Origin of the sequence: Listeria sp. ILCC792 (assembly GCF_900186135.1) — a bacterium.
Classification (GTDB): domain Bacteria; phylum Bacillota; class Bacilli; order Lactobacillales; family Listeriaceae; genus Listeria; species Listeria goaensis.
In genome coordinates, this window is record NZ_FYBO01000002.1 from 122,393 (window position 1) to 137,512 (window position 15,120).

Here is a 15,120-nt window from a genome sequence, read left to right on the forward strand (position 1 = left end):
GTATTATGCACTACATTATAAACTTCCTTTTTAATAAAAGCACGAAAATAGACTTCTAAGATGGATAAATTCTTGGTAAGCGGTCTGATAATAAACACGTTACCTCATAATTAATGGTATCTAAATACTCGGCTACATCGGTCGCAGATATTGAGGTAGCGCCGTCTTTCCCGATTATCGTTACTTTTGTCCCAACATCAACATAATTGGGGAGGCGGATTATAAGTTGGTCCATGCAGACACGCCCGATGATTTCACATGGTTTGCCGGCTACTAAAACGTGGAAGCCGCTGTAGTGACGGATTATTCCGTCTGCGTAACCAATTGGGACTGTTCCGACCCATTCGTTTTTGTTCGCTTCATAAGTTGCGCCGTAGCTCACGTGGTCGGAAGGGTGCAATTCTTTTACTTGCACGATTTTTGAAAAAAGGGAGAGTGCCGGCTGTAATTTAAATGGCAATTTCGCTTCAATTTCGGTTGATGGCGGGAGCCCGTACATGCCGATGCCGAAGCGGATTGCGTTGAACTGGTTTTGCGCTTTTGCATGTAAAAGCGATGTGGCGGAATTGGCAGCGTGAACGTAGCGCGGCTTTTCTGGTAGTGCGGTTAGCATGTCTTGGAATTTGTCCCACTGCGTATTAAAATATGTTGTATCGATTTCGTCGGCGGTTGCAAAATGCGTGTAGATGCCTTCGAAATGCAGCTGCGCATTTTCGTTCAAGCTTTTTAGAGCCGTTTTTATTTCTGGTTTTGTGCGGAAGCCTAGGCGGCCCATTCCGGTATCGACCTTTAGGTGAATTTTAAGCGGGCGGCTGCCCTCATTTAAGTCTAGTTCGTCAAAAAAGGCTTGGTGAAAAACGGTAATGGAGATGTCGTTTTCGCTAGCTAAGGCGGCGTCTTCAACTAAAATGGCGCCCATGACTAAAATTGGATCGCTAAATCCGGCCGCACGAAGCGCTAACGCTTCGTCAAGAATGGCTACGCAAAAACCTGTGGCACCTGCTTTTTTTGCGGCTTCCGCGACGGGAATCATGCCGTGTCCGTAAGCATTGGCTTTTACAACAGCGAAGATTTCGACGTTTTTAGGTAGTTGTTTTTGTTCGTTTTTAATATTGGCTTCAATTGCGTTTAAATTCACTTCGATCCATGTCGGTCTATGCCATCCGGTTACCATTTGAAACACTCGCTTTCCTTAAATTTCGATAATGACTTGCGCGGCGGCTGAACGGCCTGTGTGCGTGATGCTCACGAAAACTCGCTCGCCCGGTATTTGCGGCTTCAAAAGCTGCGGTTCGCCGCTTTCTCCTGTTAAAATTTCAACGTCGAGAAAACTTAACTCCTTGCCAAATCCAGTGCCATTTGCTTTGGCGTATGCCTCTTTTGCAGAAAATCGTCCCGCTAAAAATTCCACTTGGCGTCCGCCTGTAAATGTGTGGTACAAATTTTGTTCCTCCGCGGTTAAAATGCGTTCAACAAAACGCGGATTTTGTTCGACTGCGCGCTGAATTCGTTCTAGGTCAATCATGTCGAGCCCAATACCTTTAATCAATCGTTTCCACCTCATTCAAAAGTCTGTTTGCACCTAGTTCTGCTCCCCGAATACAATCTGGGATTCCTACACCATTATAGCTCATTCCAGCGAATTCAACACGCGGATAGTTTGCCGCCAAGTTCTGCTTGAATGCGCTAAGGCGCTCAATATGCCCAACATCGTATTGCGGCATGGCGTGGTTCATTCGACTGACCTCCGCAAAAAGTGGCGTTTCCGTAAGGTTCATCATTTTTTTATAGTTGTTTAAAACAATAGCGGTTAGTTCTGCGTCACTCTTCTCTGCGACTAAATTTTCGCCTGATTTCCCGACGAAACCGCGGAGGAGCATCTTGCCATCCGGCACCATGTGCGGCCATTTTTTATGTACCCACGTGCAGGCGGTCGTTTCGTCATTTCCGGTTCGTGCGACGAGGTAGCCAGTTCCTTCTGGCAAATTGGCGCGACTGGCATTTTCGTATGCGATGGAAACGGTAGCGAGCGTTGTGAGCGGTCTATTTTGAAATGGCGCGGTCGTTTCCGCGTCTAGAAGCGTGACGAGCGCATCATGTGTTGCGGCGATTAAAATGGCGTCAGCCTCTTCGGTCGTTCCATCTGAAAATCCTACCGCATAGCTACTGCCCCGTTTCGAAATGTGAGTAGCCTGCTTGTTCGCGTGCAGCCGTTCAGTCGGCAGCTTGCGCAAAAGTTCCGCTGGCAATTCAGATAAGCCGCCAGAGAGCGTGCGAAAAGCCCCAATTGTATTTTTCGTGCCAGTCGTACTCATCTTCGCGTCACTCGGCGTCTTTAGCCCTTCCATCAAACTCCCAGCTTTCAAAATCGCCTGCTCGAATTGTGGGAACGTCGCGCGTAAGCTCATCTCATAAATATTCCCCGCGTAAATCCCCGAAAGTAGTGGCTCCACCAAACGTTTAACGAGCTCATGGCCGAATCTCGCCTCAAAAAATTCACCTAACGAGACGTCTTTTGAAGCGGACTCATATGGCAGGGTTTTCTCCAAAATCGCTCTTTCTTTCCCCGCTGCCGTCAACAAACTACTCGCAAGAAGTGCCTGTTCATCAGTCGGAATGCCCATCACAGAGCCTTCTGGGATTGGGTGCAGCCGTCCTTCGTTAAAAATATATGAGCGCCCCGTCGCGTTCGCAATCAGCTTGTCCGCTAGCCCGAGCTCATGTACTAATTCCACTCCCGCCGGTTTTCTGGCTAAAAAGGAGTCTGGCCCTTTTTCAATTAAAAAGCCGTCCCGTTTCACTGTTTCAAATTTCCCGCCAAACGTTTCAGCCTGCTCATACAAATCCCAAGCTACGTCTTCACGTTTGCTTTTTTCTATCGTATACGCCGCAGTGAGCCCTGAAAGCCCGCCACCAATAATTAAAATCCGTTTCAAATCCAATCCGCCCCTTCATGTAAGTTTCCACGTCTATTTTAGCACAAAAAAGCATCCCCTTTAAACAAGAGAATGCCAAATTGCTTACTTCTTCGTCGTCCGGTAACGGAGTGGCTGAACAAAAGCGCCAAAAAGCCCAGCAAAATCCCATTAAAAATAGAATCTGCCAGACTTTCATCAAATTGGGTCGAGTATCCGCTCTAAAAATTGTTTGGTGCGTGTTTCTTTCGGGTTTTTGAAAAATTCGTTTGGTTCGCCTTTTTCAACGACAACGCCGCCGTCCATGAAGACTACTTGATTCGCCACGTGTTCTGCGAATTTAAGTTCATGCGTCACAACAATCATCGTCCAGCCTTCTGCGGCAAGCTCCTTCATAACGCGAAGCACATCGCCTACAAGTTCAGGGTCAAGCGCTGAGGTCGGTTCATCAAACAATAATAACTTCGGCTTCATCGCGAGTGCTCTTGCAATGCCCACACGTTGCTCTTGCCCACCAGAAAGTTCATATGGATATTGGTTCGCCTGCGCCTCTAAATTCACTTTTTTAAGTAGCGCGAGCGCCGCATCACGAGCCGTTTGTTTATCCGTCTTTAACACTTGAACAGGGCCTTCCATCACATTTTCAAGCGCAGTTTTATGCGGAAAAAGATTGTAACTTTGGAACACCATCGATGACTCGCGGCGCACATCTGCAATTTGTTTTTTTGTTAGTTTTTTGGAAAAATCAACGGTCAAGTCATCAAAACGGAGGACTCCTTCTTCCGGAACCTCAAGCGCGTTTAGCGAGCGCAAAAATGTAGTTTTGCCAGAGCCAGACGGCCCAATGATGACCGTTACACTTCCTTTTTCAACAGCTAAATCGATGCCTTTTAGCACTTCGTTTTCGCCAAATTTCTTATGAACGTTTTTTGCTTCCACATACATATTAGACGCCTCCTTACTTTGCAACATAGCGGTCTAGCCTTTTCTCCAAGCGATTTTGAATCCCGGATAAAAAGACACAAAGAATCCAGTATAGAAGCCCTGCTTCCATATAAATCAGTAAAAATTCATAACTTGTCGCAGCAATTTCTTGTGCCTTCCGAAAAAGTTCAGAAACGAGCACAAGCGAGGCGAGTGACGTATCTTTTACAAGACTAATAAACGTATTCGAAAGTGGCGGCACGGACACTCGTGCGGCTTGCGGAATGATAATCCGAAACAGAGTTTGACTGTAGTTCATCCCAATTGTGTAGCCTGCTTCCCACTGTCCTTTTGGGACGGATTGAATGGAACCGCGCACAATTTCTGCAGCGTAACCTCCGACGTTCAGCGAAAAAGCAATGACCGCAGCTAGGAAGGGATCAAATTTTAATCCAATCGTAGGTAAGCCATAAAAAATCACGAAAAGTTGCACAAGAAGCGGTGTTCCGCGAATGATTGACACGTAAGCGCGCCCTAATCCTCGCAATACTTTTGAACTGGATAGACGGCAAAGTGCGATGAAAAGCGCGATGACCATACCGATAATAAATGAAATTAGCGCAAGCGGAATTGTATATTCAATTCCGCCTTTCACCATCGGCCAAAACGCTTCTTTTAGCACATCCCAGTTCAAATTATTAAACGAGATTTCCCCGAGACTAATTGGTAACATCTTCACCAAACCATTTTTCGGAAATCTTTTGTAATGTGCCGTCTTCTTTCATCGCTTTAATTTCCTTATCAAATGGCGCTTTTAACCCTGTATCTTTACGAAAAGCGAAAGCAGAGCTGCTCGTTTCTTGATCGAGTTCGGCAGCAATTTTAATATCTTTATCGCCCGTTTCTTGAATATAATCTAAAACCGCAAGTTTGTCATTGACCGTTGCGTCTACGCGCCCTTGTTTAATGAGCTCAAGCGACTGCGCTAGCCCTTCCACGGACTGAATATCTGCATTCGCATCTTTTGCGATTTGGCCATAGTTACTGGTTAAACTTTGGGCTACTTTGACGCCTTTTAAATCATCAATCGATTGAATCGAATCATTATCCTTAGCGGTCACAATAACGGCCGTGCTTTTCGAGTATGGCAGTGACAAATCATATTTCTTTTCACGTTCGGCGTTAATCCCAACTTGGTTGGCAATCACATCAAAACGCGATGCATTTAATCCAGCGAACATCGAGTCCCATTGAGTTTCTTCAAATTTCGTTTTAATGCCTAAACGTTTAGCTACTTCATTAATCACATCAATATCATAACCGGTTAATTTATTCGTTTTACTATCATGAAAAGTGAATGGACGATAAGTTCCTTCCGTTCCGACAGTTAGAACACCATCTTTTTTCACTTGATCATAGATTGAATCATCAGCTGATTTTGAATCGCCCCCGTCTGAACTCGAGCAAGCTACAAGAACCACAGCAAGAAGAGATGTAAATAAAACGGCAAGTAATTTTTTCATTTTGAAACGCTCCTTTTTTGTGTCAGACCTTCAGAAAATCAAACTATTCCGATTTAAATAGAAGGGATTGACTTCATACATAAATTGATTTTAGCAATTCTGTGTTCATTTTAGGTAAATTTCCTATTTTTTGCAAGCAAATCGACTTACCAAAGATAAGTGCGCGGCTTGCCATATAAAAAAAGCTAAAGCAATTAGGCTTTAGCTCTCAGGGCGATACCAGGCGTATAGTTCAGTTGTTTGTTCGTCGCCTAAATAGCGCAGGTAGGCGGCTGTACTGCTGTTACCGGATTTAATCGCGATTTGGATATGGTTGGTTTTGCTTTTTGCCATCCACACACTTTGGCGTACGTGCATCGCTTGAATGCGTTCTTTGCGAACTAGATGCGATGTTTTAGACAGAAACGGTCTGGATCTAAAAAGAACGGTTCCGCTTGCAAAATGAAATCCCGTGGCGCGGTAGCTAAGAATGGCTTTTAGTACGGCTAGAGCCGGTAAAATGAGTGCGATGAAGCCAAGTGGATAAAACAGCACGCTTGCTACGATGGCCGGAATGATGGTCCAGATGAAATAAATCCAGATGAAGCGTTTTAAGCTTGATTTTGGCGCATGTTTTAGCGCCTCATTCGGCACATGATATTGCGGGAGCACGTCTTGAATGATTGTTAGTGCTTCTTTTTTCTTCATAATCGGGAGCATTAAAATATCGCCTGAATGTTCCTTGTCGCCAGAACTTCCTGCTGTAATTAGTTTGACGGCAACTAAACCGAGCATTTGGCGAAAAGGCGATTCGGTGATGATGACACCTTGAATTCGCTCCAAGCGGATAGTCGTGTGATTTCGTTGTAGCAAGCCCTTTTCAATTTCCAAATGATTCTCAAATTGTTTTAACTTAAACTGGAAATATTTAAACAGCGTAGCAACAATCGAAACGCCCCACATGATAAGCAGCGCTAAAATGGCGAGAATGACAAACATGAACACGCCTAACTTGACGATTTGATCATAGCTTTCGGAAATCAGGTCATCTGGTATCACTTCTTGAAATTGGCCAAATAAAGCTAGCAAAATCACAAAACCGCCGAGCACCCCACTTGAAGTAACTGCCATCAGCAGCAATTGGTTCGTTTTCAGCGTGATCGTTTGAATGGGCTTCTCCGATTCTTTTATTTTCGGAACATCAAACGGATTTTCCAAATTGTTCTCTTCTATTGTAGCAGCTTCTTCGCGTTTTTCTTCGCGTTTTCCTTCGCGTAAATCGCGCAATTCAGTTGCCACACTTTTTGGAACCGCGGATAAGTCGCCTTCTGCTTTTCCTTTCGTGCCAGCCGTTTCAATTAGAATTTGCGTCACATTAAATGGTATGTAGAAAAACCATTGCTTCTCTTGAATCGTTTGAATTCTTTCATAAGGAATATAAATATTTTTCCGAAACACGAAACCATATTTAATCCGAATTCCTTCCGCTTCAAGCGTATAGCGATATGTCATATACTTAAGAAACGCAGGTGCCAAAATAAGTAAGGCCAGTAAAATTAGTATTAAAACTAAGAGCCACATTGGCAAAAAACCATTGTTTCGAATCGCCTGAAATGCCGAGAAAAAACCAACGAAGATTGGAACAATATTTTGTCTAACGTTCACAATGATTTCTTTAATAAGCGCAATCGGATGGAGTTTTCTTTCCTCAAACATCTTCTTTCGCCACCTTTACAAGCTCTAAGATGTGATGGCGCAGCTCATCCGAAATCGAGGCGTTGACTGCTTCAATCACGTGAGCTCCCGCTGCTGTTGTAATGGAAAGCGACACCAAATTTTGCATACGTAAAAGTGGTCCTTGCGCTGTTTCGACGTGCTGAATCCGAATCATCGGAATTAAAACGCGGCTTCTGAAAATGATGCCGTGTTGGATTTCAATTTCATCATGACGAATTTGGTAGCTCCACCTTTTCCATCTATACGGGATAAGGAATAGATAGCAAAATAAAAAGTATGCTAATGTTACCGAAAAGCCAATTAAACTGAATCCAAGATTTATATTTGAGAAATAAAATACAGTGAAAAGCGCGACAGAAATAAGTAATAAAATGGCACCGTTAATCCCATACGTTTGACGCCATACCGTTTTAATTTCTGGCGGTAACTGTTTTTCCAATTGTTTTAGTTCCACTAAAGCCCCTCCTTTTTATTTCATCATACTGTATTTTAGTTTACAATAAAAGACTTTATTCATGGTTTGTTCATAATTTTGTGCTATTATGAATTTACAAACCATTCTAGGGGGTTTTAGAATGCGAAAAAAAGCTAATTTATTTGTTGTTTCGGTCGTCGTTTTTGCTGTATTTTGCTGGGTTGCCCCGCTTGCGAAAGCCGCACCAGTACCAGAATCCGAGATTACATACTCGGCAAAAACGTCCGAAGAACTTTCCGATATGTTTTTAATTGATGACTATACATTTGATTCACCATACGTCGTTATGAATACGAAAAATCAAGCAACTGTGATGTTTGGTACAACTTCTGCAGTAAAAGTATCGTATTCCTTCCAAAACAAAAAAATGACGGGACATACTTTTACGGAAAGTCACCAGTTTACGATTTCTGGTTTAAAACCCGGTGAAAACCATATTTTGCTAGAAAGCTCCGATAAGAACGGGCATGTTGAAACAGCAATACTGACGGTATCAGCCCCTGAAAAGGAAACTTCTAAACAAAAACATGGAACTCAAATGACTTTTTACAATTTAGCTACTACCCGTGAAGTAAAACAATATGAATAAAAAAAACGAAAGAATCCAGTAAATTCCATTTATTAAATGGTATTTTTACTGGATTTTTTCAATTCTATCTACCATTATACCTCTCAAGCTTCTATCTGTAACAAAGCAACCTAGCCCGAATCATTCAAAACAACATAGCTCTAAAACTTGTGGGTCCACCATAAGAAAGAATTTTTTGTTTTGGAATCATTCAAAACAACATAGCTCTAAAACAGAGCCCTGTTCTTATTATGAAACGCTCGTGTTTTGGAATCATTCAAAACAACATAGCTCTAAAACAGAAGACGCTTTAGCTGATTCTTTGCATAGTTTTGGAATCATTCAAAACAACATAGCTCTAAAACATATTTTGCGCTCTGTGAACTGGTTATCTAAGTTTTGGAATCATTCAAAACAACATAGCTCTAAAACACCTTACGGAAGATAACCGCATTGGCTAATGTTTTGGAATCATTCAAAACAACATAGCTCTAAAACTTTTGCCCACTCTTTTTTTAGTTTGCCCAAGTTTTGGAATCATTCAAAACAACATAGCTCTAAAACTGACATGGGACTATGTTTATCTGAGTCAAGGTTTTGGAATCATTCAAAACAACATAGCTCTAAAACACGCTCCTCGTTAACGAACTTTGATTCTTTGTTTTGGAATCATTCAAAACAACATAGCTCTAAAACATTGACAAGGGCGGAATCAACAGAATGGTCGTTTTGGAATCATTCAAAACAACATAGCTCTAAAACCTCGTAATTTTTTTCAAGGTTCCGTAATCGCACTACTCAGCCTATAGCAGGGCTTGAGTTTTGATGATTCCTTTTTACCATTTACCAACGGACGTGTTTACTTTAAATTTACACCGAAATTATAGAAAAAGCTATCTTTTATTATCTTTTTTAAATGCTCGGTGATTGATGGAAGCTTAAAAAATAATCTTCATCTAAAATAAATTGCTTACACCCATGAACTTGTCTTGGTTCAATCATTAATGTTTTAACTTGATTTAGTGAAATATAATTCATGATTTCTAACATTTCTTCTGTCGTTAAATAAGAACCAACATTTATTAAAACCAAAAGTTTTTTCTTTGATAAATATTTGTAAACTTGAATAATTTCAATGATTTTTTCAAAGAATGAATCACTTTGTGTTTCGATTTTGATTCCAAGTGCCTTAAACAATTCCAAAACTGTTATCTCATCATTTTCTAAATCAAGTTCATGCTCTAATAATTCATATCCGATTAATTCACCGATTGTTGAAGTTAATTTATCTATCATAGACTTTACTTCCGGTTTATCATTTAATTGTTGTTCTAAATCCGCATAAATCAATTTTAAAATTGTAGGAGAGTTAATGTCAAACCCTAGAATATCAGTAACAATTATTAATTCAGATTTTTTCAAAGCGGTATATTTTTCATCAAATAACTTTAGTACATTCTCTTCTTCATATTGATAAAAATGTTGTACAGTTTCTGAAAATAATTTCACACTCTCAATAACTAACACTGTTCCTGAAGAAATTTCAATTGGATTTTCCAATAATGGAAATTTAATGTTCACCATAATCCTCTCCTAAAAAAATGATTCTTGCATCTGTGTTGCGCACACTATAATCTTTTGCACCGTTTAGATAAATCATTCTTGCAAATTGTTTTTCTGTAACTGTCAATAATGTAATCAATCCTTTCTTAGGTGTATGCTGATTTAAACGTCCTACCATTGCTGTATTTGCTGAACCATTTAATAGAATTTTACTGTAGACAGAAAACTGATGCATAATGAAACCCTCATTTATTAAGAAGCGACGAAATTGTCGATAGCTTTTTCTTTCCTCAGCTGTATCTGTAGGCATATCAAACATTAAAATCATTCGCATAAATCGATAACTCATATCCTAAATTCCGGAACCCTTTCTATTTCTTTATTTAATGCTTTAATTACTTTCTTAGTATAGTCGCTAACAATATTTGTTAAAAACATTTGCTGATTACGATACAAGTAATTATTCTCGAATAAATCAAATAATCTTCGTTTTATAATCGGAAACTCCTCATTTCTATTTGTATAAACAATTTGATCAACTAATGGACGAAATGGTTCCATGATATCACTGGCTAAGTTGAAATCATTGAATTGATTTGCATGCTTTAGACCTAATTGAGTCAAGCATCCTGACTTTACAACTTCTCTTGCAAACATGCTCATTAATAACGTATATCCATAATCTAAAGCACTATTTACTGCTATTTCTGCTTCTCTTGTAAAGTCTTTTCCAAAAAGACTATTAAAATAAATACGCGCCGAGTGCCCTTCTCGGTTAGAGGGATCAAATTTCTCTAGTCCGTCATGCAATGTCTTTAAAGCCTCCGCTTTTTCATGCTTTTCCAATTGGATAAGGTATTGTTGTTGGTTTGAAATTTTTTGGGATATAATTTCTGTCCAAATAATTTCTTTATGAGCCGATTGCCAAGCGATTTGTTTAGCAAGTTGGAGACTACTATCATGGCGAGCATAAAACGGTTGTAACTGAGCAGTTGGTAACCGTTTTTCATCACAAAAAATAACTAAAACTTGTTCATCAACTAATCTTTTCATCAACATTGTCGTCACTACAATATCTGTTGTCTCTAGCAATAAAATGTCAATTTCTGAAAGGTGAATTAACTCTTGTTCACTCGATGTGCGGTAAATTAAATGATTGTTTTTATACGACAATTTTGAATGTTTATTTACAACAACAGTCCGAAATCCCATTTACTCACCTAATTTCCTTCTTGATTCATATAATCCTGTAATAGATTGGTAAACAATTGTAGCGTTTAGTATTTCTTTTACATTCGTGTAACGCTTTCTTTCAATGGGCTCACCAAAAAATTCAAATTTAGCAGGAGCTCCCATTTTATTGAACTGCATTAAATTAACAAAAGAAGTAGCTATCTTTTTAATATCCTCATCTTTATTCTTCTCATATAATTTTTCAATCTGTTCCAGTCGTTCAGGGGCCAACGTGTATTGTTCCGCAAATGCTTTGACAGCAGTTAATAAGTCTGAAAAATCTTCTAGGTGTCTTTTTATATAGGCATAGCTCTCATTAGCATCAAAAGAATTATTTACATAGTTTTTCGAGTGGTATAGTAATTCAATTAAATAATTAGGTAATATCATTTGGTTTCCTTTTTGTGCTTCATTAGCACTTGCAAGCATTCGCTGCCTGCCATCATAAAACTCATACAAGGTATATTTAGGAAATTTTAACTGTAGAATAGGGTTTATATAACCTTTATTTTTTAAAAACTGAGTCGAATTTTTTTCAAAATCTGTACGTTCCATAATGGTTATTCCTATAAGCGCATTTATGACTTTTCGATTTTTCCCTTTTTCATGGGAAAACAAGATAGAGTAAGCCATATTTTGACTATCAAATCCGCCATATTTTGCTGTATTCCAGCCAGTTTTACGCGGAACCAACTTCTTTGATGGTCCTTTTTGTAAAATAGATTCTTTAGAAAAACTCCCTGTTTGGATTTCTGTTTTCTTCACAATGTTCATTTGATGATAATTTAAAACCTTTCTTATTGTAGAAATATCACGCTTTTGGTCCCACAAAATTTCTTTATCCTCGTTAATTTGGAGAGTTTCTTTGAAGCAATTCATTATATTGGAGTAGAACCATTTTTTCTCTGTTGCTTTTTGTTCTTTTAGAAAATCAAATTTACGATAATCCCCATAAACAAATTCAGGTTCTAGTTTTGGATATACCTTTAGCAAAGTGGTTGCGATAACTCCGTTTAAATAAGCATCATGCGCATGATGATAATCATTCACTTCCCTAACTTTAAATAACTTAAAATCTTTCCGAAATTGGCTAGTTAATGCAGACTTTAATGTGATGATACGAACTGGTTGATTGTCTTCTGAATTTTTTTGAGAGTTAAATTGTTGCTGTAATATTCCAGCAACATGTTTAGTAATTTGTCTTGTTTCAACAAGTTGTCGTTTAATAAATCCTACTTTATCTTTTTCTTCTAAGCCTCCTCTTTCACCTTTTGTTAAACTATTTAATTTCCTATCACTGATTAGTTTTGAACGATGCAATGAATTCCAAAATGGTTTCATTTTATCGACAACTTCCTTACTAGGAACATCATCAAGTTTTCCACGATTTTTAGCAGATGCTACGAGCACACGATTATCGAAAGAATTATCTGTTACGAAACTTTGAGGTATGATATGGTCAATATCATACTGCCAAAGTTTATTAATATCTAAAGGAGCATTTGTATACATGTCTCGCCCATTTTGCAAATAATATAAATACAATCGATCATTTTGCAATTCCTCGTTTGTAACCGGATTATCCTTTAAAATGCCACCTTTAAGCGCTTCCTCTAGCTTTTTCAATCGCGGTTCAGAAGCCCTCTTTCCTCTTTCTGTCGTTTGGTTTTCTCTTGCCATCTCTACAACTATATTCGTTGGCGGATAACCCATGATTCCTCTTATTTCTTGTACAATCTTTAAACTTTGTCGGATTCCTTTTTTTATAGCAGGGCTGCCTGGCAAATTTTGCACTACTTCATCAATATCTAGACTTTCATCTAAATTATTTTTTTCGATAGTTTTTTTAAACGATAGATTTTTATCGGTAATTAGCTGCATGAAATTACGATTCAAATTCTTCTTGACGCCGTCATCTTCAATCAAATAATCTAGGATTGTTTTTTGAGAATGGTAATCACGAATTCCTATCAACAATTTTTTAGAAAAACGTCCCCAACCAGTATAATGACGTCGTTCCAGTTTTTTTACTATATCTTTTGAAAAAAGCGATTCATATTTTTCCAACTGTTGATGAATCATTTTTCGATCTTCAAAAACCGTCAAAATTTTAACGATTTCTTCAAATGCCTCTTGATTCTCTGGGTTATTTAAAATCTCCTTTGAAATACCACCTTTATTAAAATCATGATAGGTTTTAAGCCCAGCATTAAACGCCGTTTCAATACCTTTTATTTTTGGACTATCCAATTCAAAAATATTAAATAGATAATTTTCTAGCATTTTTTTAGTGACTTTACGTTCATTTTTAAACAAATGTGTGAAAATATCTCGTTTCTCACTACCAGAAAAATTTTGCATGATGCCACGTTCATCGCAATATGTTACCTTTGTTAGCTCATTGTAAACCATATACGTTTCATAGAGCATACTATGTTTTGGTAATACTTTCTCATCTGGTAAATAGGTGTCGTAATTGGTCATTCTATCAATAAATTCTACTGCTGAACCTATTAAATCTACATTTTCACTCATGTTCCATGGTCTAATTGCTTGTTCTGTAGTTCGTTCTATCCATGCAAATCTACTCTGACCTTTTGCTAAAGGCCCTACATAATATGGTATTCTAAACGTTAGAATCGCTTCTATTTTTTCTTTGTGTTCTTCTAAGAAAGGATAGTATGTAGCCTGTTGTTTAATAATTGCTTGTAATTCCTTTAAATGAACTTGATGTGGAATAACACCATTATCGAACGCTCGTTGCTTTCTTAAAAAATTTTCATTTTCAATCTTAGTAAGAAACATTTCTGCTCCTTCTCTTCCAAAAAGCTTTTTTTTCAAAAAAGAATAGAACTCAGCTTGAGTTGTTTTATCTTCAATATATCCAGCATAACCATTTGTTTTTTTATCTTTGAAAAAAGAGTTATATTCGTGTGGCAAATTTAGCTTTACATATTTTTTCAATGCACTCAAATCATCTCGGTGCTCGTCATACCTTTTAATCATCGAGCTAGATAGTTTTGCTTTTGTTCCAACTTGATTCATAGTTAAAATATTGGCAAGCTCCATAGCCTCATAAACATTTTTAGCAGCTACGAAAAGATCCGTGTATTCGTCACCGATTTGATTTAATAAATTTTCCAAGTCCTCATCATACTCTTCTTTATTAAATTGAATTTTTGCATCTTCTGTTAATTTAAATATCGTTTTAAAGTTTCCTTGATTACCAACAATGAGTTTTAAAAACTGGCCTAGCATTCCGTTCGACTTCTCGTTAGGGAATAAGCTAAGTAGATCTTCTACTTTTTTCATTCTAGATACTTTATCTTTCAAAATTTTTTCTACGGTATCTAATTCGAAATGTTTATTAAAAATAGGTGCTTGAAAGCCTGTTGTTTCACTGTAGATATTTAAAAAATGGCTAAAGGTTTTCTGAATTGAACTATTTTCAAGATTTAATTCCCCTTCAATTAAAAAATGCCCTCGAAATTTAACAATGTGCGCTAACGCTAAGTAAATTAAGCGTAAATCAGCCTTATCTGGCGAATCCGCTAAGAATTGTCGTAGATGATAAATCGTCGGAAATTTCCCATGATACTCTCTTTCTTCTTTTAACGTACCAAAAATAGGGTGCCTAGGATTATTCTTATCATCCGTAACTAAAAAGCTCTCATTTAACCTAGCAAAAAAGTTCGCGTCCAATTCCATTATTTCTGGCATAAAAATCTTTTGTAAATAAATCAAGCGATTTCTTCGGCGGCGTAGTCTTCGGCGAGTTGTGCGTTTTAGACGTGTATCTTTCGAAACCTGACCTTCATCAAATAGTCTAACACCCCAAAAATTTTTCTTTACTTTCTTTATTCCCGTGTCTGTACTAACTTTCATTCGACGGCGAACTAGATTATAGTCTTCCGTCAAAACGGCCCAGCCAACACTATTTGTCCCAATGTCTAGACCAATTGTGTAATCTTTCATTCGATTCCCTCTTTTCTCCTTAATGATACAACCCATGGTGATATCTATAGCGTTATTCAAATTAAAACTTAGATTTTTAATATAGATTTCATTCGTTAAATTTATATCTTGCAAAATACATTGAATTTGGTATAATGTATTTGTTGGAATCATTCAACACAACATAGCAAGTTAAAATAAGGCTTTGTCCGTAATCAACTTTTTAAGTAGCGCTGTCTCGGCGCTTTT

Annotated in this window: 13 protein-coding genes and 1 CRISPR repeat array; of the genes, 1 reads left to right on the forward strand and 12 read right to left on the reverse strand. The window is 38.2% G+C overall.

Annotated elements, in window-relative coordinates:
• Positions 1-55: 55 nt before the first annotated feature.
• The 8 genes from alr to CFS60_RS03290 all read right to left on the reverse strand — a co-directional run bounded on the left by alr (position 56) and on the right by CFS60_RS03290 (position 7,532).
• A complete protein-coding gene (gene alr, locus CFS60_RS03255; protein ID WP_088815349.1) occupies positions 56-1,174 on the reverse strand; it encodes an alanine racemase in 1,119 nt (372 codons plus the stop codon).
• Positions 1,175-1,192: 18 nt separating this feature from the next.
• On the reverse strand, positions 1,193-1,549 hold the full coding sequence (acpS, locus tag CFS60_RS03260) for a holo-ACP synthase (RefSeq protein WP_088809190.1): 357 nt from the start codon (positions 1,547-1,549) through the stop codon (positions 1,193-1,195).
• The gene (gene hemG / locus CFS60_RS03265; protein WP_088838821.1) at positions 1,542-2,936 is read right to left on the reverse strand and encodes a protoporphyrinogen oxidase; all 1,395 of its coding nucleotides are present in this window, start codon (positions 2,934-2,936) and stop codon (positions 1,542-1,544) included. Before hemG ends, acpS begins: the two co-directional genes overlap by 8 nt.
• Before the next feature lie 177 nt (positions 2,937-3,113).
• Positions 3,114-3,860 carry an amino acid ABC transporter ATP-binding protein gene (locus CFS60_RS03270; RefSeq protein ID WP_088815351.1) on the reverse strand — a complete coding sequence of 249 codons (747 nt, stop codon included), beginning with the start codon at positions 3,858-3,860 and terminating at the stop codon, positions 3,114-3,116.
• A gap of 13 nt (positions 3,861-3,873) precedes the next feature.
• Positions 3,874-4,572 (reverse strand): amino acid ABC transporter permease, encoded by a 699-nt coding sequence (locus CFS60_RS03275; protein WP_088809193.1) that lies wholly within the window; start codon positions 4,570-4,572, stop codon positions 3,874-3,876.
• A complete protein-coding gene (locus CFS60_RS03280; protein ID WP_088809194.1) occupies positions 4,559-5,362 on the reverse strand; it encodes an amino acid ABC transporter substrate-binding protein in 804 nt (267 codons plus the stop codon). Before CFS60_RS03280 ends, CFS60_RS03275 begins: the two co-directional genes overlap by 14 nt.
• Positions 5,363-5,563: 201 nt before the next feature.
• A complete protein-coding gene (locus tag CFS60_RS03285) occupies positions 5,564-7,057 on the reverse strand; it encodes a PH domain-containing protein (protein ID WP_088838822.1) in 1,494 nt (497 codons plus the stop codon).
• The gene (locus CFS60_RS03290; protein WP_088809196.1) at positions 7,050-7,532 is read right to left on the reverse strand and encodes a PH domain-containing protein; all 483 of its coding nucleotides are present in this window, start codon (positions 7,530-7,532) and stop codon (positions 7,050-7,052) included. The genes CFS60_RS03285 and CFS60_RS03290 overlap by 8 nt, the downstream gene beginning before the upstream one ends.
• A gap of 121 nt (positions 7,533-7,653) precedes the next feature.
• Between CFS60_RS03290 and CFS60_RS03295 the strand changes: the two genes are divergently transcribed.
• Positions 7,654-8,142: a hypothetical protein gene (locus CFS60_RS03295; protein ID WP_088838823.1), complete on the forward strand. Its 489-nt coding sequence runs from the start codon at positions 7,654-7,656 to the stop codon at positions 8,140-8,142.
• A gap of 111 nt (positions 8,143-8,253) precedes the next feature.
• Positions 8,254-8,883: a CRISPR direct-repeat array (repeat unit 36 nt; unit sequence GTTTTGGAATCATTCAAAACAACATAGCTCTAAAAC).
• Between the two features lie 150 nt (positions 8,884-9,033).
• Here CFS60_RS03295 and csn2 read toward each other — a convergent pair.
• Genes csn2 through cas9 form a run of 4 tightly spaced genes read right to left on the reverse strand, consistent with a single transcriptional unit; the run spans position 9,034 to position 14,892 of the window.
• On the reverse strand, positions 9,034-9,705 hold the full coding sequence (csn2, locus tag CFS60_RS03300; protein WP_304441190.1) for a type II-A CRISPR-associated protein Csn2: 672 nt from the start codon (positions 9,703-9,705) through the stop codon (positions 9,034-9,036).
• A complete protein-coding gene (gene cas2 / locus CFS60_RS03305; RefSeq protein WP_255387544.1) occupies positions 9,692-10,018 on the reverse strand; it encodes a CRISPR-associated endonuclease Cas2 in 327 nt (108 codons plus the stop codon). The genes csn2 and cas2 overlap by 14 nt, the downstream gene beginning before the upstream one ends.
• Positions 10,019-10,029: 11 nt before the next feature.
• Positions 10,030-10,896, reverse strand: a complete 867-nt coding sequence (cas1, locus tag CFS60_RS03310; protein ID WP_088838825.1) for a type II CRISPR-associated endonuclease Cas1 — start codon at positions 10,894-10,896, stop codon at positions 10,030-10,032.
• Positions 10,897-14,892, reverse strand: coding sequence for a type II CRISPR RNA-guided endonuclease Cas9 (cas9, locus tag CFS60_RS03315; RefSeq protein ID WP_088838826.1), 3,996 nt, complete (start codon positions 14,890-14,892; stop codon positions 10,897-10,899).
• Positions 14,893-15,120 lie beyond the last annotated feature (228 nt).